Here is a 23,505-nt window from a genome sequence, read left to right on the forward strand (position 1 = left end):
CGGGCTATGGAATTCGAACATCGGCCCGTGCTGCTGGCGCCGACGGTGGACGCGCTGTTATTGCCGCGTTTCGGCCGTCGCGACGCCGCTCGCGCGGACGAGCCCGACCGCGCCGCGGACCCCCGGCTGGCGGGGGTGTACGTCGACGGCACGTTCGGCCGCGGCGGCCATACCCGGGCCTTGCTGGCCCGGCTGGCGCCGCAAGCGCGGGTGGTGGTGTTCGACAAGGACCCCACCGCCATCGGGGTGGCGCGCGAATTGGCCGCCCGCGATGCCCGCGTGACGGTGGTGCACGGTGGTTTCGCGACGATGCCTCAGGAGCTGGCGGCGCTGGGCATCGAACGGATAGATGGCGTCATGCTGGATCTGGGCGTTTCGTCCCCCCAGCTCGACGATGCAGGGCGGGGTTTTTCTTTCATGCGCGAAGGCCCGCTGGACATGCGCATGGATACGACGCGCGGCCCCACGGTCGCGGAATGGCTGGCGCAGGCCAGCGTGGATGAGATGCGGGAGGTCATAGCGGATTATGGCGAAGAACGGTTTGCTTTTCAGATTGCAAAAACGATTGCAGTTCGCCGCGCAACAGCGCCACTACGCACCACGCTCGAACTCGCCGAGCTCGTCGCAGGCGCCGTCCGCACGCGCGAAAAGGGTCAGCATCCGGCCACACGCACCTTTCAAGCTCTACGGATTTACATCAATCGGGAACTCGAGGAGCTCGCTCGCGCCCTCGCGGCAGCTCTAGCGCTGCTTGCGCCGAAGGGGAGGTTGGCGGTGATCAGCTTTCATTCGCTGGAAGACCGGATGGTCAAGCAGTGCATCGCCGCCGCGGCCCGCCCGGCCAGCGAGACGATGCGCCGCCTGCCGCTGCGCGAAGATGAGCTGCCGCCCGCCATCATGCATTCCCTGGGGCGCGTCCTGGCCGATGACGAGGAAGTCGCGGGCAATCCGCGCGCCCGCTCCGCCATCCTTCGTGTCGCCGAGCGCACCGACGCGCCCTTGCCCGCCGGCGGGGTCGCCGCGCTGGTGCCGGGGCTCGCGCCGGCGCCCGCGCGCGGCGCCGGCAAGGGGAGGCGCTGATGGGCAGGTTGAGCCTGGTCCTGGCCGTGGTGCTGATGCTCTGCGCGATCTCCCTGGTGACCTCGCGCTATCAGTCGCGCCAATTGTTCGTCGATGTCGACCGCGCCCAGGCGCAGGCGCGCGACCTGGAAAACGACTGGCGCCGCCTGCAACTGGACCGGGCCGAACTGGCGCGCAGCGCGCGCGTCGATCGTGCCGCGCGCGACGATCTTAAAATGGTTTCCATCGTCCCCGACCGGACGATCTATCTCAACCAGCAACCGGTTCCGGTCAACGGGGGGGCGCAATGAAGCGCTTGCCGTTCTTCGACAATCCCGTGCTGCGCGGCCAGTTGCCGACGTGGCGCGCCCGGCTGGTTCTTATCCTGCTGTTCTGCGGCTTCGCCACCCTGGCCGGCCGCGCGCTCTATCTGCAAGGCGTCAGCACCGATTTCCTTCAACAGCAAGGCGAACGCCGCTACGAGCGCACGCTGACGCTGGCCGCGACGCGCGGCAAGATTCTCGACCGCAACAATGTCGTGCTGGCCTCCAGCGTGCCCGCGCGCGCGATCTGGGCGATTCCGGAAGACGCGAATACCGCCACGCCGGCCCAGACGGCTACCCTTGCCAAGCTGCTCGACACCACCGTCCCGGAACTGACCGAGCGCCTGAAGAACGAAGACAAGAACTTCGTCTACCTGAAGCGCCAGGTGCCGATGGACGTGGCGGACAAGATCAAGCAGCTCGCCATGCCCGGCATCCACCAGCAGCCCGAGACGCGTCGCTACTATCCGGACGGTTCGGTGATGGCGCACGTGGTCGGCTTCACCAACGTGGAAGACCAGGGCCAGGAAGGCATCGAACTGGCGTTCAACCAGGCCTTGCAAGGCCGCGCGGGCTCGCGGCGGGTGATCAAGGATCGCCTGGGCCGTGTCATCGAGGACGTCCAGGCCGTGACCATGCCGGTCGACGGCAAGGACATACACCTGTCCATCGATACGCGCCTGCAATACCTGGTCAGCAAGACCTTGAAGGATGCCATCGACCTGCACCACGCCCGCGGCGCCGCCGCGGTCATCGTCGACGCGCGCACGGGCGAGATACTGTCCCTGGCCAGCCTGCCCACCTACGATCCCAACGACCGCAGCACCTTCCAGGTTGCGTCCATGCGCAACCAGGCGATTACGGATACGTTCGAGCCCGGCTCGATCATGAAGCCGTTCACCGCCGCGCTGGCCCTGGAGCTGGGCCGGATCACGACCAATACGCAGTTCGAAACGGGCAATGGCCAGTTCCGCTATCAGGGCTCGACCATCAGCGATGTCAGCCGCAACGGCACCTTGAACGTCGCCGGCGTCTTGCTGAAGTCGAGCAATATCGGCATGACGATGATTTCGGAAACGCTGCAGGCCCGCGAGATGTGGGACAAGTTCACCGAGCTGGGCCTGGGCCAGGCGCCGCAACTGGGCTTTCCCGGCGCGGCGCCGGGCCGCGTGCGGCCGTGGGAGCGCTGGCGCCTGATCGAGAAGGCGACCATGGCCTACGGCTATGGCCTGTCCGTGTCGCTGTTGCAGATGGCGCGCGCCTATACGGTGTTCGCGCGCAGTGGCGACATGGTGTCGCTGACGCTGGTCAAGCGCGATAGCGAACCGACCAGCGTCAAGGTCTACACGCCCAAGATCGCGGGCATGATCCGCTCTTTCCTCGAAGCCGCGGCGGGCCCGGATGGCGCCAAGCTGGCGCAGGTGCAGGGTTACCGCGTGGCCGGCAAGAGCGGCACCGCGCGTAAGATCGTGGACGGAAAGTACAGCCGTTCGCGCTATCGCAGCTCCTTCGTCGGTTTCGCCCCGGTGTCCAACCCCCGCCTTGTGATCGCCGTCACCATCGACGAGCCGCAGACGGGCGGTTACTACGGCGGCGCCATCGCCGCGCCGGTGTTCTCCACGCTGATGGGCGGCAGCCTGCGCCTGCTGGGCGTGCAACCCGACGCGCCCTTCCAGTCCACCGTGGTGGCCGGGCTGCAGGAGCCCCTGCGATGAACGCCATGGCCGATACCGATACCCGCATGACGGCTGCCGATATCGTGCAGTGGCTGCGCGCGCGGGTGGAGGCCCCGATCGCCCGGACCGGCCAGGCCGCCCAGGCCGACCTCCGGCTGGACTCGCGCGAGGTAGGCGCCGGCGACGTGTTCATCGCCTGCCCGGGCGGCACCACCGACGGCCGTCTATATATAGAGCAAGCCGTGCGGCAGGGCGCCGCGGCCGTGGTGTGCGAGGCGGCCGGACAGGAAAAGGCGCGGGCAGCGATTGCCGGCCTTGCCGTGCCCGTGCTGCTGGTGACCGACTTGCGCGCCCAATTGGGTCGCGTGGCCGATATCTGGTATGGCGAGCCGTCCGCGGCGTTGACCGTCATCGCGGTCACCGGCACCAACGGCAAGACGTCCACGGTCCAGTGGCTCGCTCGCGCCCTGTCCCATAGCGGCCGGCCCTGCGGCGCCCTGGGAACCCTGGGCGCCACGCTGCCCGGCGGACAGGCGCTGGCGGGGCAACTGACCACGCCCGACGTGCTGGCCGTGCACCGGCAACTGGCGGTGATGCGCGATCACGGCGCCAGCTGCGTCGCCATGGAGGCCTCGTCCATCGGAATCGAGCAGGGACGCCTGGATGGCGTGCGCATCGGCGTGGCGGCCTTCACCAACCTGACGCGCGATCATCTGGACTACCACGGGTCGATGGCCGCCTACGAGGCGGCGAAGTCGCGCCTGTTCGACTGGCCTGGCCTGGCGCGGGCGGTCATCAACGCGGACGATGCGGCCGGCCAGCGGCTGCTGGCGCGCCTGCCCGCGGGGTTGGCCCTGTCCTATGGACTGGAACACGACGCCGACATCCGCGCCCAGGGCTTGAGCGCGACCGCCAGCGGGCAGATTTTCACGCTCGCCACCGCGCAGGGCGAAGCCCAGATCATGACTGGCCTGCTGGGCCGCCACAACGTCGAGAACCTGCTGCTGGTGGCCGGGGTCCTGACCGCGCTAGGCGGCACGCTGGCCGATGTGGCGCGCGAACTGGCTGCCGCGACGTCCGTGCCCGGACGCATGGAAGTCGTCGACGCGCCGCAGGCCTTGGCCGCGGCAGGACCGTTGGTCGTCGTTGATTATTCCCATACGCCGGATGCCCTGGCGCGCGCGCTCGCCGCATTGCGGCCCGTGGCGCAAGCGCGCGGCGGACGCCTGCTGTGCCTGTTCGGCTGCGGCGGTGACCGCGATCCGGGCAAGCGTCCGTTGATGGGCGGGATCGCGGCCGCTGACGCGGACGGCGTCTACGTGACCAGCGACAATCCGCGCAGCGAAGACCCCGATACGATCATCGACCAGATCCTGGCCGGCATGCCCGCGGCGCGCAGCGTGACCGTGCAGGCGGATCGCGCGCGCGCGATCATGCAGGCAGTGTGGTCCGCCGGTGCCGCGGACGTGCTGTTGCTGGCTGGCAAGGGACATGAGACCTACCAGGAAATCGCCGGGCAACGCCTGCCCTTCGACGATCGTGCCTGGGGCGCCCTGGCCTTGTCGCTGCCGCAGGCCGTAGGGGTGTCGTCCGATACGCGCACGTTGACCGAAGGGCAGGTGTTCGTCGCGCTGGCCGGCGAGAACTTCGATGGCCATGACTACCTGGCGCAGGCCCATCAGGCCGGCGCCCGGGCTGCCGTCGTGGCGCATGCCGTTGCCGGCGCACCCTTGCCGCTGTGGGTGGTGGGCGACACGCGCGCCGCGTTGTGCCGCATCGGCGCGGCCTGGCGGGCGCGCTTCGACCTGCCGGTGGTTGGCGTGACCGGCAGCAATGGCAAGACCACCACCAAGGAAATGATCGCCGCCATTCTCGCGGAGTGGCTGGGCGAGGACCAGCGCCTGGCGACCGCGGGCAATTTCAACAACGATATTGGCGTGCCGTTGACGCTGCTGCGCCTGCGGCCGCAGCATCGCGCCGCCGTGATCGAGCTGGGCATGAACCATCCCGGCGAAATCGCCGCGCTGGCGGCCATGGCCGCGCCTACCGTGGGCCTGGTCACCAACGCGCAGCGCGAGCACCAGGAGTTCATGCACACGGTCGAGGCCGTTGCGCGCGAGAACGGCGCGGTGCTGGCGACGCTGCCGGAGGCGGGGTATGCCGTCTATCCCGGCGACGACCCGCATACGCGCGTCTGGGACGAGCTGGCGGCGACGCCGCGTGTCTTGCGCTTCGGCCTGCAGGCCGGCCTGGACGTCTACGCCGAAGCGATAGAAGGCGATGCGCTTGCCACGCGCTGCCGGTTGGTCACCCCCGCCGGAACCGCGGCGCTGACCCTGCCTGTCCCCGGTTTGCACAACCTGCGCAATGCCCTGGCGGCGGTGGCCTGCGGCCTGGCCGCGGGCGCACCCCTGGAAGCAGCCTGCCGCGCCCTGGCGAATTTCAGCGCGGTAAAGGGGCGGATGCAGCGCCAGCAAATGGGTGACGGAACCGTGCTGGTCGACGACACCTACAATGCCAATCCTGACTCGGTCCGCGCCGCGATCGATGTGCTGGCCCGACTGCCGGCGCCGCGCGTCCTGGTACTGGGTGACATGGGCGAAGTAGGCGCCAACGGACCGGCTATGCACGAGGAGGTCGGGGCCTATGCGCGCGAGCGGGGGATCGACGCCCTGTTCACGCTGGGCGCCGCCGCGCGGGCGTCCGCCGCGGCCTTCGGGCCGGGCGGCACAGCGTGCGATACGGTCGAGGACATCGTGGCGGCGACGCGGGCCTTGCGGCCCGCTGCTGTATTGGTAAAGGGTTCGCGCTTTATGCGCATGGAGCGGGTTGTGAAGTTGTATTCGAGTGAAGGCAGTCATGTGCCTCCGGCGCGGGAGGACAAGCATGCTGCTTGAGATTGCCCGCTGGCTGTCTGACGATATCCGTACGTTCGGCGTGTTTGAGTACATCACGCTGCGCGCGGTGCTGGCGTGCGCAACGGCGTTGATCATCGGCCTGATGGCGGGGCCGCGCGTGATCCGCAAGCTGACGGCGATGAAGATCGGCCAGGCGGTGCGGGCCTACGGTCCGCAAACCCACCTGGTGAAGACCGGCACCCCGACCATGGGCGGCGCACTGATCCTGATTTCCATCGGCATCAGCGTGTTGCTGTGGTGCGATTGGAGCAATCGCTTTATCTGGGTGGTCCTGTTGGTGACGTTCGGCTTCGGCGCGATCGGCTGGGTGGATGACTATCGCAAGGTCGTGCACCGCGATCCGGAAGGCATGCCGGCGCGGCAGAAGTTTTTCTGGCAGGCCATCATCGGCCTGGTGGCGGCGGTCTACCTGGCCTTCGCCGTGTCGGCGCCGGCCAATACCGAGCTCTGGCCCTTGTTCCGCGCCTGGGTGGTCAGCGGTTTCACCATGCCGCTGCCGACCCGTGCCGACCTGATCGTGCCGTTCTTCAAGACGGTAAGCTATCCCCTGGGCGTGCTGGGTTTCGTGGCGCTGACGTGGTTCGTCATCGTCGGCACCAGCAACGCGGTCAACCTTACCGACGGCCTGGATGGCCTGGCCATCATGCCCACCGTCATGGTGGGCAGCGCGCTGGGCATCTTCTCCTACGTCATCGGCCGCGCCGATTATTCCAAGTACCTGCTGTTCCCCTATGTGCCGGGCGCATCGGAATTGATCGTGCTGTGCGCCGCGCTGGGCGGGGCGGGACTGGCCTTTCTCTGGTTCAACGCTTATCCGGCCCAGGTGTTCATGGGCGACGTCGGCGCCCTGGCGCTGGGCGGCGCGCTGGGCACCGTCGCGGTGATCGCGCGGCAGGAGATCGTGCTCTTCATCATGGGCGGCGTGTTCGTGGTGGAGACCCTGTCGGTGATGATCCAGGTCACCTGGTTCAAATACACCAAACGTAAATATGGCGAGGGGCGGCGGATTTTCCGCATGGCGCCCCTGCATCACCACTTCGAAGTCGGCGGCTGGAAGGAAACCCAGGTCGTCGTGCGCTTCTGGATCATCAGCATGATGCTGGTGTTGATCGGCCTTTCCACCCTCAAGTTGCGATGAGCGTACCGGATATCACCGCCCCCGCGCCGGCTCTGGTCCTGATCCTCGGATTGGGCGAGACCGGCATCGCCGCCGCGCGCTGGTGCGCGCGCAGCGGCGCGCGGCTGCGCGTGGCCGATACGCGCGCCGAACCGGACGGCCTGGACGTCTTGCGCCAGGCGCTGGCCGGGCAGGGCGGCGAGGTCGAGTATCAGCTGGGCCAGGACAGCTTCGACGCCAGCTTGCTCGATGGCGTCACCCAGGTGGTGATCAGTCCCGGCCTGGCGCCCAACCAGGCGCCCGCGCTCACGCTGATCGAGGCCGCCGCCGCGCGCGGCATCGAAGTCATCGGTGAAATCGAATTGTTCGCCCGCGCGCTGGCGGCGCTGGCCGAGAGCCGTGACTACCGTCCGCGGGTGGTGGCCGTCACCGGCACCAATGGCAAGACCACGGTCACCGCATTGACGCGCCACCTGGTCGAAGCCGCGGGATTGAGCGCGCGCGCCGCGGGCAACATCAGCCCGGCCGCGCTGGCCGCGCTCATGGATGCGCTGGACGAGGACGACCTGCCGCAGGTCTGGGTGCTGGAGCTGTCCAGTTTCCAGCTGCACACCACGCATACCCTGTCGGCCGATGCCGCCGTGGTCCTGAACGTCACCCAGGATCACCTGGACTGGCATGGCGACATGCAGGCCTACGCGGCCGCGAAGGCGCGCCTGCTGGGCATGGCCCGCATTGCCATCATCAATCGCGACGACCCGGTCACCGTGGCCATGGTCGAGCGCGTCGAGGGCTTGAACGTACGGACCATCGGCCGCGACGCGCCTGGCCTGGTCGGCGACCTGGGCCTGGACCACGCCAGCGGCGTGGCATGGCTGACGGCCTGCGAGCCCAGCGATTTCGATATCCCGGTGGCCGCGCCCACGCGCCGCAAGAAGGATGCGCCGCCGCCCAGCCGTCCGCAGGGCCGCCTGTCGCGCCTGATGCCGGTGGATGCGCTGCTGATCCGCGGCCTGCACAATGCGACCAATACGCTGGCCGCCTTCGCGCTGGCGCGCGCCCTGGACCTGGGCTGGGCGCCCTTGCTGCGCGCGGCCCGCGAGTACGAGGGCGAGCCGCTGCGCGTCGAGTTCGTGCGCAGCATCGGCGGCGTCGACTATATCAATGACAGCAAGGGTACCAACGTAGGCGCCACGGTCGCCGCGCTGGACGGCCTGGGCCAGCAGGTGGTGCTGATCGCGGGCGGCCTGGGCAAGGGCCAGGATTTCTCGCCGCTGGTGGCGCCGGTGACGCGCCATGGGCGCGCGGTGGTGCTTATCGGCAAGGACGGCCCGGAAATCGGCCGCGTGCTGGAATCGACCGGCGTTGCCTGCGTCCACGCCAAGGACATGCGCGACGCGGTGCGCCAGGCGCATGGCCTGGCCCAGCCGGGCGACGCCGTGCTGCTGTCGCCCGCCTGCGCCAGCATGGACATGTTCCGCAGCTACGTGCACCGCGGCCAGGTCTACGCCGACGAGGTGCAGGAACTGGCCCTGGACCAAGGGGAGGTCGCATGAGCCTGTTTGCCGACCTCACGGCCAGCGTCAACGCGGTGCGCCCCGGCCGCACGCGCATGCGGTCCTTCGACATGCCCCTGGTGATCGCCTCGTCGACCTTGCTGGCGCTGGGTCTGCTGATGGTGTACTCGGCTTCCATCGCGCTGGCCGACGGACCGCGCTACGCCTCGTATGGCCAATATTATTTCGTGGTGCGCCACGGGGCCTTCGTCACGACCGGCCTGGTGGTCGCGGCCATCACGCTGACCTTGCCCATCCGTATGTGGCAGCGTCTGGCGGTGCCGCTGTTCATGCTGGCTTTGGTCCTCTTGCTGGCGGTGCTCGTGCCGGGCATCGGCCGCGAGGTCAATGGCGCGCACCGCTGGATTCCGCTGGGCCCGCTGAATTTCCAGCCGTCCGAATTGATGAAGGTCGCGGCGCTGCTCTACGCCGCCGACTACACGGTGCGCAAGCAGGAGCACATGCAAAACTTCCTGCGCGGCTTCGTTCCCATGGCTTGCGCCCTGGGCGGCGTCGGCATGCTGCTGCTGCTGGAACCGGACCTCGGCGCTTTCATGGTGATCGTGGCCATCGCCATCGGCATCCTGTTCCTGGGCGGCATCAACGGCAAGTACTTCAGCAGCCTGCTGGGCGTGCTGGTCAGCACCTTCCTGATGCTGATCTGGCTGTCGCCCTGGCGGCGCGCGCGCCTGTTCGCCTACATGGATCCCTGGAACCAGGACAATGCCTACGGCAGCGCCTACCAGCTGTCGCATTCGTTGATCGCGCTGGGCCGGGGCGAGTGGCTGGGCGTCGGCCTGGGCGCCAGCGTGGAGAAACTGCACTACCTGCCGGAAGCGCACACCGACTTCATCATGGCCGTGATCGGCGAGGAACTGGGTTTCGTCGGCGTCACGCTGGTGATCGTGCTGTTCGCCATCATCGTGCAGCGCGCTTTCGAGATCGGCCGCCAGGCCGTCGCCATGGAGCGCACCTTCGCCGGCATGCTGTCGCAGGGCGTGGGCATCTGGTTCGGCGTGCAGGCCTTCATCAACATGGGCGTGTGCCTGGGGCTGCTGCCCACCAAGGGCCTGACGCTGCCGCTGGTGAGCTACGGCGGCTCGGGCGTAGTGATGAACCTGCTGGCGCTGGCCATGCTGCTGCGCGTCGATTTCGAAAATCGCACGATGATGCGGGGAGGGCGGGTATGAATGCTCCCAGCCGCTCCGCGCGCGCCGGGCAGGCCGCAACCCCCCGCACCGCGCTGATCATGGCGGGCGGCACCGGCGGCCACATCATGCCGGGCCTCGCCGTCGCCGACGTGCTGCGTGAACGCGGCTGGCGCGTGCTGTGGCTGGGCAATCCGGACCGCATGGAGGGCAAGCTGGTGCCGCCGCGCGGCATCGAGATGATGCCCATGCGCTTCCAGGGCCTGCGCGGACGCGGCGTCAAGGCCATGCTGCAACTGCCGTTCCGCCTGACATCGGCGCTGCGGCTGGCCTTGCGGTACCTGTCCACGTTGCGGCCCGACGTCGTGCTGGGCATGGGCGGCTACGTGGCCTTCCCGGGCGGCGTCGCCGCGGCCATGCGACGCGTGCCGCTGGTGGTGCATGAACAAAACGCCGTGGCCGGCACGGCCAATCGGACGCTGGCGCGGATGGCCAGGCGCGTGCTCACGGGTTTCCCCGGCGTTTTGCCGCAGGGCGAGGTGATGGGGAATCCGGTGCGCCGCGAAGTCTGCGCGCTGCCGGCGCCCGAACAGCGCTATGCGGACCGCGACGGCCCGCTGCGACTGCTGGTGGTGGGCGGCAGCCTGGGCGCCCAGGCCTTGAACACCGTATTGCCGCAAGCCCTGGCCCTGCTGCCCGCGGCGCAGCGGCCGGCGGTCACGCACCAGGCCGGCGAACTGCATATCGAGGCCTTGAAGCAGGCCTACGCGCAGGCCGGCGTGCAGGCCGACTGCCGCGCCTTCATCGAGGACATGGCCGGCGCGCTGGGCAGCGCCGATGTCGTGGTCTGCCGGGCGGGCGCGATGACGGTGGCCGAAGTGGCCGCCGCCGGCGTGGCCGCGCTGTTCATTCCCTTGCCCAATGCCATCGACGATCACCAGACCGCCAATGCGCGCTACCTGAGCGACGCCGGCGCCGGCTGGATGCGCCGCCAGGCCGAAATGACGCCGCAATGGCTGGCGCAGTGGCTGGGCGAACGCAATCGCGAAGAACTCCGGGCGGTGGCCGTCCAGGCGCGCGCACGCGCGCTGCCGGCCGCCGCCCAGCACATCGCCGACGCCTGCGAGCAGGCAGCGAGGCGCGCAACATGAAACACCGTATCCAACATATCCATTTCGTCGGCGTCGGCGGCGCGGGCATGAGCGGCATCGCCGAGATCCTGCTGAACCTGGGCTATCGCATCAGCGGATCCGACCTCAACGAGTCGGCCGTCACGCGCCGGCTGGCGGGCCTGGGCGTGAGCATCGCCATCGGCCATGCCGCCGCCAACATCGAAGGCGCCGACGCCATCGTCACGTCCACCGCCGTGGCCGGCGACAATCCGGAAGTCATCGCCGCGCGCGCCGCGCGCATCCCGGTGGTTCCGCGCGCGGTCATGCTGGCCGAACTGATGCGCCTGAAGCGCGGCATCGCCATTGCCGGCACCCACGGCAAGACCACCACCACCAGCCTGGTGACCAGCGTGCTGGCGGCCGGCGGCCTGGATCCGACCTTCGTGATCGGTGGCCGCCTGAATTCCGCCGGCGCCAATGCCCGGTTGGGGCAGGGCGACTACATCGTGGTCGAGGCGGACGAGTCGGACGCCTCGTTCCTGAACCTGCTGCCCGTGATGGCGGTCGTCACGAATATCGACGCCGATCACATGGACACCTATGGGCACGACGTGGCGCGGCTGAAGAGCGCCTTCATCGAGTTCACCCAAAAGCTGCCCTTCTACGGCACCGCCGTATTGTGCGCCGACGACGCCAACGTCCGGGAGATCATCCCCTTCGTCTCGCGGCCCGTCACCACCTATGGCCTGGACGGCGACGCGCAGGTGGCCGGGCACAATGTCCGCGCCGACGGCACGCGCATGCTGTTCGACGTGACGCGGCGGGCCCGCAAGCAGGCGCTGCCGCCGCTGTCGGTGGCCCTGAACCTGCCCGGCCTGCACAACGTGCGCAACGCGCTGGCGGCCATCGCCGTCGCGTCCGAGCTGGGCGTCGACGACGAGGCCATCCGGGGGGCGCTGGAGTCCTTCCATGGCGTCGGCCGCCGCTTCACGCAAGTGGGCGAGTTCGCCGTGCCGGCCGCGCACGGCGGCGGTACCTTCACCGTGATCGACGACTACGGCCATCATCCGGTCGAGATGGCCGCCACGCTGGCCGCGGCGCGTGGCGCCTGGCCGCGCCGGCGTATCGTGCTGGCCTTCCAGCCGCACCGCTACACCCGCACCCGCGACTGCTTCGAGGACTTCGTGCGCGTGCTCGGCACCGCGGACGCGGTGCTGTTGACCGAGGTCTACGCCGCCGGCGAGGCGCCCCTGGTGGCCGCCGATGGCCGCGCCCTCGCGCGCGCCCTGCGCGTAGCCGGCAAGGTAGAGCCTGTATTCGTCGAGGACGTGGCGGAACTCCCCGCCGCTGCATTGGATTTCGTGCGCGACGGCGACGTCGTCATCGTCATGGGCGCCGGCTCGATCAGCCGCGTGCCCGCGCAAATTGGAGAATTGGCATGACCATTGCCCCCCAACAATTCGGCAAGGTCGGCGTGTTGTACGGCGGCCGCTCGGCCGAACGTGAAGTGTCCCTCATGTCCGGCGCCGGCGTGCACGAGGCGCTGCGCAGCGCCGGCGTCGACGCCCATCTGTTCGATACCGGCCGCCAGACCTTCGCGGAGCTCGAACAAGCCGGTTTCGACCGCGTATTCATCGCCCTGCACGGCCGCTATGGCGAGGACGGCACGATCCAGGGCGCCCTGGAGTTGCTCGGGATCCCCTATACCGGCAGCGGCGCGGCCGCGTCCGCGCTGGCCATGGACAAGGTGATGACCAAGCGCGTCTGGCTCCACCATGACCTGCCGACGCCGGCTTTCGAGGTCCTGGGCGGCGACACGGAGCTGCGCCTGGTGCCCGACCGCCTTGGCCTGCCATTGATGATCAAGCCGCCGCATGAGGGATCGACCGTCGGCATCACCAAGGTGCGCGGCTATTCCGACATGAAGGAAGCCTACGCGCTGGCCGCGCGCTTCGACGCGGAGGTGCTGGCCGAGCAATTCATCACCGGGCGCGAATTGACGGTGGCCCTGCTGGGCAGCGGCCGCGCGGCGCGAGCCCTGCCGGTGATCGAAATCGTCGCGCCGGACGGCAACTACGACTACGAGCACAAGTATTTCTCGGACGACACGCAGTACTTCTGCCCGGCCGACCTGCCGGCCGACCTGGCGCGCGAAGTCCAGCGCCTGAGCGTGGCGGCGTACCGTGCGCTGGGCTGCGAAGGCTGGGGCCGCGTGGACCTGATGCTGGACAAGCAGGGCCGCCCCTGGCTGATCGAGATGAATACGTCCCCAGGCATGACCAGCCATTCGCTGGTGCCCAAGGCGGCCCAGGCCGCCGGCATGAGCTATCCCGAGCTGTGTGTGTCCATTCTTTCCGAGGCGGCCTGCAAGGTGCGCGCCCCGGCCCGTAACGCTTGACCTGGAAGATCCGTGTGGAACGACGCCCGACTCACCAACCTCATCGCGAACACGCTGGCCGTGTGCGCGGTACTGGCCATGCTGGCCGGTGGGGTCGTGTGGCTGGCCAAGCGGCCGTATTTCAACCTGGCTGCCATCGAACTGGAGCCCATGCCGGATTCGCAGCTGCACTATGTGTCGCCGGCCAGCGTGCGGGCCACGATAGCCGGCGAGATGGTGGGCAACTTCTTTACGGTCAACCTGGACAGCGCGCGCGAGCTGTTCGAGTCCGTGCCCTGGGTGCGCCATGCGACCGTGCGCCGGATCTGGCCCAACACGCTGCGTGTGCGTATCGAGGAGCAGCAGCCGCTGGCGCTGTGGAACGAGAACCAGATGATCAACACCTGGGGCGAATCGTTCACGGCCAATACGGGCGAGCTGGACGACGAGGACGCGCTGCCGCATTTTTCCGGGCCGGATGGCAGCGAAAGCCTCGTGGTGCAGCGCTATGCCGAACTGGCGCGCTGGTTCGCGCCGCTGGATATGCGGGTGCAGGAACTGGACTTGAGCGCGCGGTATGCCTGGCGGGCCAAGTTGTCCAACGGCCTGCTGCTGGACCTGGGGCGGGATCCGGGCGCGGACGCGCCGGATCCGAACGGGCCGCCGGGCGCCTTGCCTTTCGCGGCGCGCATTCAACGTTTTGTGCAGGCTTGGCCGGCCTTGATGTCGAAACTGGAGGGCCGTACGGTATTGCAAGCCGATCTGCGTTATCCCAATGGCTTTGCCTTGGCGCTGGCGCCGCTCCCCGAACCCGAAAAACCGAAATCGAAACCCATCCCGAAAAAGCGTTGACAACATGACCCGTGACATCAAGGACCTAATCGTCGCCCTCGATATCGGCACCAGCAAGGTGGTGGCCGTGGTCGCCGAGATCCTGCCGGAGAACCGCTTCGAGGTGCTGGGCCTGGGCCAGCACGAGTCCCGCGGCATGCGCAAGGGCGTCGTGGTCAATATCGAAACCACCGTCAACTCGATCCAGCGTGCGCTGGAGGAAGCGGAGTTGATGGCGGATTGCAAGATACGCGACGTCTACACGGGCATTGCCGGCAGCCACATCCGCAGCTTCAATTCCAGCGGCATGGTGGCCGTCAAGGACAAGGAAGTGACCTCCACGGACGTGGCCCGCGTCATCGAGACCGCCAAGGCGGTGAACATCCCGACGGATCAGCAGGTGCTGCACGTGCTGACGCAGGAGTTCATCGTCGACGGCCAGGAGGACATACGTGAACCCATCGGCATGAGTGGCCTGCGCCTGGAAGTGCGGGTCCATATCGTGACGGGCGCGGTGAGCGCGGCGCAGAACATCGTCAAGTGCGTGCGCCGCTGCGGCCTGGAAGTGCAAGACCTTATTTTGCAACCGTTGGCGTCCAGCCTTGCGTGCCTGACCGCGGATGAAAAGGAGTTGGGCGTCGTCCTGGTGGACATCGGCGGGGGGACCACCGATGTGGCGATTTTCACGGGTGGCGCGATTCGCCATACGGCCGTGATCCCGATCGCCGGGGACCAGATCACCAACGATATCGCGGCCATGCTGCGTACGCCCACGCCGGACGCCGAGGAAATCAAGCTGCGTTATGGCGTGGCCAAGCAGGTGCTGGCCAGTCCCGACGAAACCGTCGAGGTGCCGGGCCTGGGCGATCGTGGGCCGCGGCTGGTTAAGAGGCAGGCGCTTGGTGCCGTTATCGAGCCGCGCATCGAAGAGTTGTTCACGCTGGTGCAGCAAGTGGTGCGGGATTCCGGCTATGAAGACCTGCTGGCGTCGGGCGTGGTCCTGACGGGCGGGTCGGCGCAACTGCCGGGCATGGTGGAACTGGCCGAGGACGTGTTCCTGAAGCCGGTACGCGTGGCGGTGCCGGAATACGAGGGCAGCCTGGCCGATGTCATGCGCAATCCGCGCTTCTCGACGGTCATGGGCTTGTTGCAGGAAGCTCGCATGCAGCGCGTGCGGGGCCGCAAGGTGGCCGCGCAGACCGGGAATTTCAAGAGCTTGCTGACGCGCATGAAAGAGTGGTTTATGAACTGACCCCCCCCCGAAGGCGCTGCGCGCCTTCCCCCCCAGGGGGGCGCACTGGCGGACCGGGGGACCCGGATCCGCTGTGCCTCGATCGCGGTGGAGTTCTTTAGTTGGGGTGGTGCGGTGTGGTGGGCTTGGGGATCGAATTTTTTGGGAAGTATTTAGTAGTTCGCATCATTTAGTAGTGGCAGCAATTTGAAGTTGGTAGCAGACTTCGAGGCATTTGTATTTTCGTGGTTTGCGTAGGACGAGTGAGCAGTAAGAAAGGGTACCGGGCTGTCGCCGGTATCCGGGGCGCGCCAGGCGGGTGAACGGCGCGCTGACGGAGGCGCTTCAAACCCGTTGCGGGTCACCAGGACCGGCATCGGCTTTGAGGCGATTCACAAAGAATGCGGCATCGGGGAAATTTCTTGTGATTTGCGTTTAAGACTTGAGGGAGTCGTCAATCATGATGAACTTTGAAATGCTTGATAACAGCACCAAAGGCACCGTTATCAAGGTGGTTGGTGTTGGGGGCGCCGGCGGCAACGCCGTGGCGCATATGATCCGTAACGGCGTTAACGGCGTGGACTTCATCTGCGCGAATACCGACGCCCAGGCACTGGCCGCGACCAACGCGCCGGTGCAGATTCGTCTGGGCCGTACCGGCCTGGGCGCCGGCGCCAAGCCGGAGCAGGGGCGTGCCTCGGCCGAAACCGCGCGCGAGGAAATCCGCGCCGCGCTCAATGGCGCCCACATGGTGTTCATCACCGCGGGCATGGGCGGCGGCACGGGCACGGGCGCGGGGCCGGTCGTGGCGGAAGTGGCCAAGGAGCTGGGTATCCTGACGGTGGGTGTCGTCACCAAGCCGTTCCAGTTCGAAGGCAACAAGCGCTTGAAGATGGCCGAAGACGGCATCAACGAGCTGGCCAAGCACGTGCACTCGCTGATCGTGGTGCTGAACGAAAACCTGTACGACCTGATGGACGAGGATGCGACGCAGGAAGACTGCTTCAAGTCGGCCGACGACATCCTGCACAACGCCTGCGCCGGCATCGCCGAAATCATCAACGTCGAAGGCAACGTCAACGTCGACTTCGAAGACGTCAAGACGATCATGGGCGAGCAGGGCCAGGCCATGATGGGCACGGCCACCGCCGCCGGCGCCGACCGCGCCCGCGTCGCCGCCGAACACGCCATCGCCTGCCCGCTGCTGGAAGGCATCGACCTGCATGGCGCCCGTGGCGTGCTGGTGAACATCACCGCCAGCCGTTCGCTGAAGATGCGCGAAACGCGCGAAATCATGGAAACGATCCGCGGCTACGCCTCGGACGACGCCACCGTGATCTTCGGCACCGCCTACGACGAGTCGATGGGTGAAAACCTGCGTGTGACCGTGGTCGCCACCGGCCTGGGCCGCGCGGCCAGCCGTCCGCAACTGGTCCAGAGCACGGCTGAAGTGCTGCGCACCGGCACCGACAACCTGCCCATGGGCGGGATGCAGCACAACGGCGGCGCTGCCCAGGGCGACTATCGCAATCTGGACATGCCGTCGGTGATGCGCAACCCGCGCAGCCAGGCGTCGGCCCAGGTGCGTGCCCTGGAAAGCTCGGGCATGGACCACTTCGACATTCCGGCTTTCCTGCGCAAGCAGGCGGACTGAGCTTAGGGTCATCCGACGGCTCCAACTCCCTGTTCTCCGGCCCGCGATACCCCAGCGCGGGCCGGAGGGGAATAACCGCCGACGCTGGATAACCAGGGACGTATACCTTCGTCTCGTTTGTCGCTGCGTTGCAATAGAGTTACACTCCCAGGGTTAAGTTGGCTTTTGCGGGCATTCAGCCGGCTACTCTCAAAAAACAAGATTCATTCCCATGTTCCGTCAGCGCAGCATTCAAAATCTGGTCAAGACGACCGGCGTGGGCGTCCACTCCGGCCGCCGGGTGGAGCTCACCCTGCGTCCTGCTGCGCCGAATACGGGGATTGTTTTCCATCGCATCGACCTGCCCGAGGTCGTCGATCTGCCGGCGCAAGCGACCGGGGTCGGCGATACGCGCATGGCGTCGGTGCTGCAACAGGGCAACGTACGGGTTTCCACCGTCGAGCATCTGATGTCGGCCCTGGCCGGCCTGGGCATCGACAACCTGCACGTGGACCTGACCGCCGAAGAAGTGCCCATCATGGACGGCAGCGCGGCGACGTTCGTCTACCTGCTGCGCTCGGCCGGCATCGTGGAACAGAACGCGCCCAAGCAGTTCATCCGCGTGCTCAAGCCCATCGAGGTACGCGAGGGTGAAGGACGCAACGAGAAGTGGGCGCGCCTGGAGCCGCACGACGGCTTCGCGCTGGCCTTTTCCATCGACTTCAGTCATCCGGCCATCGATTCGACGGCGAATTTCGCCGAGATCGACTTCGCCACCCATTCCTACACGCGCGAAATCGCGCGTGCCCGTACCTTCGGCTTCGTCAATGAAGTCGAAACGCTGCGGTCCATGGGCCTGGCCCGGGGCGGCAGCCTGGACAACGCGATCGTCATGGACGAATTCCGCGTGTTGAACAGCGACGGATTGCGCTATGACGATGAGTTCGTCAAGCACAAGATCCTGGACGCCATCGGCGACCTGTACCTGCTTGGCAAGCCCCTGGTGGCGCGCTACGTGGCGTGCAAGTCCGGCCACTACATGAACAACCAGCTGGCGCGCGCGCTGCTGGCCCAGCAGGAAAGCTGGGAACTGGTGACCTACGAGTCGCAGGCGGCGGCGCCCAAGGCCTTCCGCTACGAGTGGAAAATGGCCTGATCCGAGCTGCTTTCGGGTCGACTTCGGGCCGATTTTCGGACCGACTTCGGGCCGATTTGGCCTGATTCGGACCGTTTCGGACCGGCTGCTTCCTGCCGTAACGGCGCCCGCGCCGGCCCCTAGGACTCCGACGTGGGCTTGTGATGCCTGAGCAGGCGCGCCACGGCATCGGCCAGCTTGCCTGGCCGCAGGTTCTTCCGCAGCGTGTCGAACGCCTCCAGCGCCTGGTCATCCAGCGGCGCGGCCTCGCGTGGCGGGGGCGGCGCGGGCGGGGGCATCAGGCCGGCCTGCACCTTGACGGAGATTTCGTCCAGTTGCCAGCCGGCGGCCGTCAGTGCCTGGGCAACCCGCGGCGCCATCTGGCGCAGCTTGGCCGCGTGCGCGGCGCTTGGTACGGCCAGTTGCAACTTATTAGTTTCAAGGCGTGCCACACGGCACACTTCGCCCAGCGCCGGCGGTAGGATCTTGGCCACGGCGGCTTGTATCTGCATGTGCAGCCGGGCGGTGGCCAGCATGCTGGCGGCATGGTTGTCATGCCCCAGCCATCCCAGGGCGGTAGCCTGCTGGCGCCCCGGCGCGGAACGCGGACGACGGTAGGGAGTCTTTCTCATGCCGGACTAGAAAGGATAGCGAGCTTTGAAGATAGTCATTATGCATGCCCGCGGCGATTCGGACGGGCATTTGACCCTGGGCGGGGGGCGCCTTGCGTTGGTGCTGGGTACCCTGCTGGCGCTGGCCGCGATGATAGGCGCCTACGGGGCGTCCATGTATCGCAACCTGTCGGCCCCCCACGCCGGCGGCGACGTCATCCCGCTGGCTTCCGAGCAGGCCATGCGCAATGCCGCCTTCGTCCGCGATAACCTGAACATGCTGGCGGGGCGCGTCGGCGCCCTGCAGGCCAAGCTGATCGGCATGGACGCCCTCAGTCGGCGGCTGGCCGTGGCGGCGGGGGTGACCCTGGCCGACCCTCAGGCGGCCCCGGAGCAGGGGAACAAGCAGCCGGCGCGCGGCGACGCCCAGGCCATGGCGCAGCCGGCCGATCCGCAGGCCGATGAGGTCATGGATGACAACTTCACCGACAGGGAGCCGCCGTCGCTGGATCCCGGCTCGGCCCAGGCGCTTGGGCGCCAGCTCGATGCCCTGCTGGCCCACGCATCCGCGCAATCCAGCACGATGGACATGCTGGACGCCGCCTTGACGCGCCGTTCCGGCGACCTGGCCCGGCTGCCGACGTCCATGCCGCTGGACGGCTATACCTATTTGAGCTCTTCCTATGGCTGGCGTCGCAATCCGGTGACGGGCCGTTACGCCATGCACGAAGGCGTGGATTTTCCCGCGCCGCGCGGGACCCCCATCGCGGCCGCCGCGGGCGGCGTGGTGACCGAGGCCGGCCCCGAAAGCGGCTACGGCAATATGCTGGAAATCGATCACGGCGACGGCATGTCCACGCGCTATGCGCATGCGTCGGAACTGCTGGTCAAGAAAGGCGACGTGGTCGAGCGGGGCCAGATCGTCGCGCGCGTCGGCTCTTCCGGGCGCTCCACCGGTTCGCACCTGCATTTCGAAGTGCGGCTGGCCGGCCAGCCGCTCGATCCCAAGCTCTTCATCGGTCCGCCGGCCACCGCGCCGCCGGCCCTGGCAACGGCGCCGTCCCCCACGGGCGGCTGAATGTGACGGTCACGCCGTCAAGGGCGTGACATTCCTGTCACACCACCCGGGGCTTCATCCCCAGGTGCGTTACACTCGATCGTTTGCCAGCGGACGCGTCCGCTCCATCAACTAAAAGATCGCCGCACGACGGGCATCCCATTACCGGGAGGCTTGGCGCGCGGCCCCAATACGCATGCTTTTTCTGCTCAAGAAACTCATCGGCAGTCGCAACGACAGGTTGCTGAAGCAATATCGCAAGATCGTCAGCCAGATCAACGGACTGGAGTCGGGCATCGCCGCGCTGTCGGACGAAGCGCTGGCCGCCAAGACCGACGAGTTCCGCAAGCGCTACAAGGAAGGCGCCACGCTGGACGACCTTTTGCCGGAAGCCTTCGCTGTCGTTCGCGAGGCGGGCAAGCGGGTCTTCGGCATGCGCCATTTCGACGTGCAGATGTTGGGCGGCATCACGCTGCACAACGGCAAGATCGCCGAAATGCGCACCGGTGAAGGCAAGACGCTGATGGCGACGCTGCCGGTATACCTGAACGCGCTGTCCGGCCGTGGCGTGCACGTCGTGACCGTCAACGACTACCTGGCCCGCCGCGACGCGGAGTGGATGGGCCGCCTGTATCGTTTCCTGGGCATGTCCACCGGCGTGGTGGTGCCGCAGCAGCCCAACGAAGAGAAGAAGGCGGCCTACGCCGCCGACATCACGTACGGCACCAATAACGAGTTCGGCTTCGACTACCTGCGCGACAACATGGAGTACCGCGTCGAGGATCGTCGCCAGCGCGAGCTGGCCTACGCCATCGTCGACGAAGTGGACTCCATCCTGATCGACGAGGCGCGCACGCCGCTGATCATCTCCGGCCAGGCCGAGGACCACACCGAACTCTATATCCGCATGAACGCGGTGCCGCCCTTGCTGACGCGCATGGCGTCCGAGCCCAAGCCGCAGGAACCGGAACCGGAAGGCGATTACTGGGTCGACGAAAAGAGCCAGCAGGTCTACCTGTCCGAGGCGGGCCATGAGCATGCCGAGCAGATCCTGAGCCGCCTGGCCCTGCTGCCCGAGGGCGAGTCCCTGTACGACCCGCGCCATATCGCGCTCATGCATCACCTGATGGTCGCCCTGCGCGCCAACACGCTGTTCTTCCGCGACCAGCAGTACGTGGTGCAGGACGGCGAAGTGGTCATCGTCGACGAATTCACCGGCCGCCTGATGGTGGGCCGCCGCTGGTCCGATGGTCTGCACCAGGCGGTCGAGGCCAAGGAAGGCGTCAAGATCCAGCACGAAAACCAGACGCTGGCGTCGATTACCTTCCAGAACTACTTCCGCATGTACGACAAGCTGTCGGGCATGACCGGCACGGCCGACACGGAAGCCTACGAATTCCAGGAAATCTACGGGCTGGAAACGGTCATCATCCCGACCAACAAGCCCATGGTCCGCAAGGACCAGAACGACCAGGTCTTCAAGACCCACCAGGAAAAGTACAACGCCATCCTGGAAGACATCCGCGACTGCCACCAGCGCGGCCAGCCCGTGCTGGTGGGCACCACCAGCATCGAGAACTCCGAGCTGCTGTCCGGCCTGCTCCAGCGCGCCAAGCTCAAGCACGAAGTGCTCAACGCCAAGCAGCACGCGCGTGAAGCGGAGATCGTGGCCGAGGCCGGCAAGCCCGGCCATATCACCATCGCCACCAACATGGCGGGCCGCGGTACCGACATCGTGCTGGGCGGCAGCGTCGACAAGCAGGTCGACCTGGTGCGCGCCGATGCCAGCCTGGACGAGGCGGAAAAGGAAGCGCGCATCGCCAGGATACGCGCCGAATGGAAGCCGATGAACGACCAGGTCAAGGCGGCCGGCGGCCTGCGCATCATCGGCACGGAGCGCCACGAGTCGCGCCGTATCGATAACCAGCTGCGCGGCCGTGCCGGACGCCAGGGCGACCCGGGCTCCTCGCGCTTCTACCTGTCGCTGGAAGATCCGCTGATGCGCATTTTCGCGGGCGACCGTGTCCGCGCCATCATGGAACGCCTGAAGCTGCCCGAGGGCGAGCCCATCGAGGCCGGCATGGTGACGCGTTCCATCGAGACCGCGCAGCGCAAGGTGGAAGGACGCAACTTCGACATCCGCAAGCAATTGCTGGAATACGACGACGTCGCCAACGACCAGCGCAAGGTGCTTTATTCCCAGCGCAATGACGTGCTGGAAGCAAGCTCGGTCAGCGACACCGTGGAGAACCTGCGCGACGCCGCCGTGACCGAAATGTTCCGCAAGTTCGTGCCGGCGGAATCGGTCGAGGAGCAGTGGGACATCCCGGGCCTGCAGCGCACGCTGGAAGGCGACTGGCAGATCGAACTGCCGTTGACCGAGATGCTGGAAAAAGAACCCAACCTGACCGACGAAGACTTGCACGAGCGCGTGCTGCAGGCGGCGCGCGATATCTATCGCGCCAAGGCGACGCAGGTAGGCGCGGAAGCCTGGGCCCAGTTCGAGCGTTCGATCATGCTGCAGGCGATCGACCAGCATTGGCGCGAACACTTGTCTTCGCTGGATTTCCTGCGCCAGGGCATCCATCTGCGCGGCTATGCGCAGAAGAACCCCAAGCAGGAGTACAAGCGCGAGGCCTTCGAACTGTTCTCGGGCATGCTGGACCGTATTCGCGACGACGTCGTGCGCGTGCTGATGACCGTGCGCATCCAGTCGCAGGAGCAGGTCGCCGAGGCCGAGGCGGAAGCCGCCCAGCCGCATGTGCAGAACGTGCAGTACCACCATTCCGACTATGACGAGGCCCTGGCCAACCAGGACGGCCAGCCGCAAGGCCAGGCGCCCCAGCGCAATGCGCTGCCCAAGGTGGGACGCAACGATCCCTGCCCCTGCGGCAGCGGCAAGAAGTACAAGCAGTGCCACGGCAAGTTGGTCTGACCAGCGCCGCCCTGGACGTGTCGGAGGAGAGCGCCATGCTGCATGCGGTGGGACGTACCGAGTTCGATCATGCCGTGATCATGGTGCGCGATCGCCTGCAAGACCTGGCGCCGCACTTCGAGCGCCAGGGCTATACGCTCAGCGAGACGGCGGTGCACAACCTGGGGTCGTGGAATCGCCTGATCGTGCTGGAAAGCGCGTATATCGAACTGCTGGGCTGGCCGCCGGGCAAGCCGCCGGCACGCAAGGAAATCGCGGATTCGCCGCTGGGCCTGGAAGCCCTGGTCCTGCGCACCAACGACGCGCAGGCGACGTACGAGCGCCTGCGTGATGCCGGCTATGCCGTCAATCCGGTGCAGGTCCTCAAGCGCAGCGCGCAATTCGAAGGCCAGGAGGTCGAGGCGCAGTTCCACACCGTGCGCTTCGCCGAACAGCCCGTGCCCGGCATCCGGATGTACTTCTGCCGCCATGTCACGCCCGAATACGTCTGGACGCCGGCGCTGATGGCCCACGCGAATGGCGCCACGTCGGTGACGCGCATCGATGCGCGCTCGCCCGATGCCCGCGACACGGCGACGGCCATCGCGCGCGTGGCGGACGTGCCGGTCGAGGCGGCCGGAGACGGTTGGGATGTCTTGCTGGGCAATGTGCGCTTGCACGTGGCGACCGATGCCGCCGCGAGCCAGGCGGGACTGGTGGCGCTGACGCTGGAAAACCGGGCGGGCAGCCACTACACCCTGGATATCGGGATCTGACCCGTCGTAGTCTTATCCGCCGTAGTCTTAT

At 67.3% G+C, this 23,505-nt stretch carries 18 protein-coding genes; 17 read left to right on the plus strand and 1 reads right to left on the minus strand.

What is annotated here, in order from left to right; genetic code table 11:
• The first annotated feature begins 6 nt into the window (after window positions 1–6).
• From rsmH to lpxC, 14 genes are all read left to right on the plus strand, one after another.
• Window positions 7–1,080, plus strand: coding sequence for a 16S rRNA (cytosine(1402)-N(4))-methyltransferase RsmH (gene rsmH / locus C7R54_RS14125; RefSeq protein WP_129151095.1), 1,074 nt, complete (start codon window positions 7–9; stop codon window positions 1,078–1,080).
• Window positions 1,080–1,370 (plus strand): cell division protein FtsL, encoded by a 291-nt coding sequence (ftsL, locus tag C7R54_RS14130; protein ID WP_129151096.1) that lies wholly within the window; start codon window positions 1,080–1,082, stop codon window positions 1,368–1,370. The genes rsmH and ftsL overlap by 1 nt, the downstream gene beginning before the upstream one ends.
• Window positions 1,367–3,097 carry a peptidoglycan D,D-transpeptidase FtsI family protein gene (locus C7R54_RS14135; protein WP_129151097.1) on the plus strand — a complete coding sequence of 577 codons (1,731 nt, stop codon included), beginning with the start codon at window positions 1,367–1,369 and terminating at the stop codon, window positions 3,095–3,097. Before ftsL ends, C7R54_RS14135 begins: the two co-directional genes overlap by 4 nt.
• Window positions 3,094–5,955 (plus strand): bifunctional UDP-N-acetylmuramoyl-L-alanyl-D-glutamate--2,6-diaminopimelate ligase MurE/UDP-N-acetylmuramoyl-tripeptide--D-alanyl-D-alanine ligase MurF, encoded by a 2,862-nt coding sequence (gene murF, locus C7R54_RS14140; RefSeq protein WP_129151098.1) that lies wholly within the window; start codon window positions 3,094–3,096, stop codon window positions 5,953–5,955. The genes C7R54_RS14135 and murF overlap by 4 nt, the downstream gene beginning before the upstream one ends.
• Window positions 5,945–7,114, plus strand: coding sequence for a phospho-N-acetylmuramoyl-pentapeptide-transferase (gene mraY / locus C7R54_RS14145; RefSeq protein ID WP_129151099.1), 1,170 nt, complete (start codon window positions 5,945–5,947; stop codon window positions 7,112–7,114). The genes murF and mraY overlap by 11 nt, the downstream gene beginning before the upstream one ends.
• Complete coding sequence (murD, locus tag C7R54_RS14150) at window positions 7,111–8,649, plus strand: UDP-N-acetylmuramoyl-L-alanine--D-glutamate ligase (protein WP_129151100.1); 1,539 nt, start codon at window positions 7,111–7,113, stop codon at window positions 8,647–8,649. Before mraY ends, murD begins: the two co-directional genes overlap by 4 nt.
• The gene (gene ftsW, locus C7R54_RS14155; protein ID WP_129151101.1) at window positions 8,646–9,839 is read left to right on the plus strand and encodes a putative lipid II flippase FtsW; all 1,194 of its coding nucleotides are present in this window, start codon (window positions 8,646–8,648) and stop codon (window positions 9,837–9,839) included. Before murD ends, ftsW begins: the two co-directional genes overlap by 4 nt.
• Window positions 9,836–10,948 (plus strand): undecaprenyldiphospho-muramoylpentapeptide beta-N-acetylglucosaminyltransferase, encoded by a 1,113-nt coding sequence (murG, locus tag C7R54_RS14160; RefSeq protein WP_129151102.1) that lies wholly within the window; start codon window positions 9,836–9,838, stop codon window positions 10,946–10,948. Before ftsW ends, murG begins: the two co-directional genes overlap by 4 nt.
• Window positions 10,945–12,351: a UDP-N-acetylmuramate--L-alanine ligase gene (gene murC / locus C7R54_RS14165; protein ID WP_129151103.1), complete on the plus strand. Its 1,407-nt coding sequence runs from the start codon at window positions 10,945–10,947 to the stop codon at window positions 12,349–12,351. The genes murG and murC overlap by 4 nt, the downstream gene beginning before the upstream one ends.
• On the plus strand, window positions 12,348–13,307 hold the full coding sequence (locus C7R54_RS14170) for a D-alanine--D-alanine ligase (RefSeq protein ID WP_129151104.1): 960 nt from the start codon (window positions 12,348–12,350) through the stop codon (window positions 13,305–13,307). Before murC ends, C7R54_RS14170 begins: the two co-directional genes overlap by 4 nt.
• 12 nt (window positions 13,308–13,319) lie before the next feature.
• On the plus strand, window positions 13,320–14,138 hold the full coding sequence (locus C7R54_RS14175; RefSeq protein WP_129151105.1) for a cell division protein FtsQ/DivIB: 819 nt from the start codon (window positions 13,320–13,322) through the stop codon (window positions 14,136–14,138).
• A gap of 4 nt (window positions 14,139–14,142) precedes the next feature.
• Window positions 14,143–15,369 carry a cell division protein FtsA gene (ftsA, locus tag C7R54_RS14180; RefSeq protein WP_094851864.1) on the plus strand — a complete coding sequence of 409 codons (1,227 nt, stop codon included), beginning with the start codon at window positions 14,143–14,145 and terminating at the stop codon, window positions 15,367–15,369.
• A 439-nt stretch (window positions 15,370–15,808) separates the two neighbouring features.
• On the plus strand, window positions 15,809–17,002 hold the full coding sequence (gene ftsZ, locus C7R54_RS14185) for a cell division protein FtsZ (protein ID WP_129151106.1): 1,194 nt from the start codon (window positions 15,809–15,811) through the stop codon (window positions 17,000–17,002).
• Window positions 17,003–17,213: 211 nt separating this feature from the next.
• Window positions 17,214–18,137, plus strand: a complete 924-nt coding sequence (gene lpxC / locus C7R54_RS14190; RefSeq protein ID WP_129151107.1) for a UDP-3-O-acyl-N-acetylglucosamine deacetylase — start codon at window positions 17,214–17,216, stop codon at window positions 18,135–18,137.
• 119 nt (window positions 18,138–18,256) lie between these two features.
• Here lpxC and C7R54_RS14195 read toward each other — a convergent pair whose 3' ends face one another.
• Window positions 18,257–18,748, minus strand: a complete 492-nt coding sequence (locus C7R54_RS14195; RefSeq protein ID WP_129151108.1) for a flagellar hook-length control protein FliK — start codon at window positions 18,746–18,748, stop codon at window positions 18,257–18,259.
• A gap of 40 nt (window positions 18,749–18,788) precedes the next feature.
• Here C7R54_RS14195 and C7R54_RS14200 point away from each other — a divergent pair, with 40 nt between their 5' ends.
• The 3 genes from C7R54_RS14200 to C7R54_RS14210 all read left to right on the plus strand — a co-directional run bounded on the left by C7R54_RS14200 (window position 18,789) and on the right by C7R54_RS14210 (window position 23,474).
• A complete protein-coding gene (locus C7R54_RS14200) occupies window positions 18,789–19,805 on the plus strand; it encodes a M23 family metallopeptidase (RefSeq protein WP_129151553.1) in 1,017 nt (338 codons plus the stop codon).
• Window positions 19,806–19,980: 175 nt separating this feature from the next.
• Window positions 19,981–22,719 carry a preprotein translocase subunit SecA gene (gene secA, locus C7R54_RS14205; RefSeq protein WP_129151109.1) on the plus strand — a complete coding sequence of 913 codons (2,739 nt, stop codon included), beginning with the start codon at window positions 19,981–19,983 and terminating at the stop codon, window positions 22,717–22,719.
• Window positions 22,720–22,754: 35 nt separating this feature from the next.
• A complete protein-coding gene (locus C7R54_RS14210) occupies window positions 22,755–23,474 on the plus strand; it encodes a VOC family protein (RefSeq protein WP_129151554.1) in 720 nt (239 codons plus the stop codon).
• Window positions 23,475–23,505: the final 31 nt, after the last annotated feature.

It is taken from the genome of Achromobacter aloeverae, from assembly GCF_004121055.1.
Taxonomy (GTDB): domain Bacteria; phylum Pseudomonadota; class Gammaproteobacteria; order Burkholderiales; family Burkholderiaceae_B; genus Bordetella_C; species Bordetella_C aloeverae.

Excerpts from the sequence above, each read along its gene's own strand:
- rsmH (WP_129151095.1), top strand. The coding sequence starts at position 7 with ATGGAATTCGAACATCGGCCCGTGCTGCTGGCGCCGACGGTGGACGCG.
- ftsL (WP_129151096.1), top strand. The coding sequence starts at position 1,080 with ATGGGCAGGTTGAGCCTGGTCCTGGCCGTGGTGCTGATGCTCTGCGCG.
- C7R54_RS14135 (WP_129151097.1), top strand. The coding sequence starts at position 1,367 with ATGAAGCGCTTGCCGTTCTTCGACAATCCCGTGCTGCGCGGCCAGTTG.
- murF (WP_129151098.1), top strand. The coding sequence starts at position 3,094 with ATGAACGCCATGGCCGATACCGATACCCGCATGACGGCTGCCGATATC.
- mraY (WP_129151099.1), top strand. The coding sequence starts at position 5,945 with ATGCTGCTTGAGATTGCCCGCTGGCTGTCTGACGATATCCGTACGTTC.
- murD (WP_129151100.1), top strand. The coding sequence starts at position 7,111 with ATGAGCGTACCGGATATCACCGCCCCCGCGCCGGCTCTGGTCCTGATC.
- ftsW (WP_129151101.1), top strand. The coding sequence starts at position 8,646 with ATGAGCCTGTTTGCCGACCTCACGGCCAGCGTCAACGCGGTGCGCCCC.
- murG (WP_129151102.1), top strand. The coding sequence starts at position 9,836 with ATGAATGCTCCCAGCCGCTCCGCGCGCGCCGGGCAGGCCGCAACCCCC.
- murC (WP_129151103.1), top strand. The coding sequence starts at position 10,945 with ATGAAACACCGTATCCAACATATCCATTTCGTCGGCGTCGGCGGCGCG.
- C7R54_RS14170 (WP_129151104.1), top strand. The coding sequence starts at position 12,348 with ATGACCATTGCCCCCCAACAATTCGGCAAGGTCGGCGTGTTGTACGGC.
- ftsA (WP_094851864.1), top strand. The coding sequence starts at position 14,143 with ATGACCCGTGACATCAAGGACCTAATCGTCGCCCTCGATATCGGCACC.
- ftsZ (WP_129151106.1), top strand. The coding sequence starts at position 15,809 with ATGATGAACTTTGAAATGCTTGATAACAGCACCAAAGGCACCGTTATC.
- lpxC (WP_129151107.1), top strand. The coding sequence starts at position 17,214 with ATGTTCCGTCAGCGCAGCATTCAAAATCTGGTCAAGACGACCGGCGTG.
- C7R54_RS14195 (WP_129151108.1), bottom strand. The coding sequence starts at position 18,748 with ATGAGAAAGACTCCCTACCGTCGTCCGCGTTCCGCGCCGGGGCGCCAG.
- C7R54_RS14200 (WP_129151553.1), top strand. The coding sequence starts at position 18,789 with ATGCATGCCCGCGGCGATTCGGACGGGCATTTGACCCTGGGCGGGGGG.
- secA (WP_129151109.1), top strand. The coding sequence starts at position 19,981 with ATGCTTTTTCTGCTCAAGAAACTCATCGGCAGTCGCAACGACAGGTTG.
- C7R54_RS14210 (WP_129151554.1), top strand. The coding sequence starts at position 22,755 with ATGCTGCATGCGGTGGGACGTACCGAGTTCGATCATGCCGTGATCATG.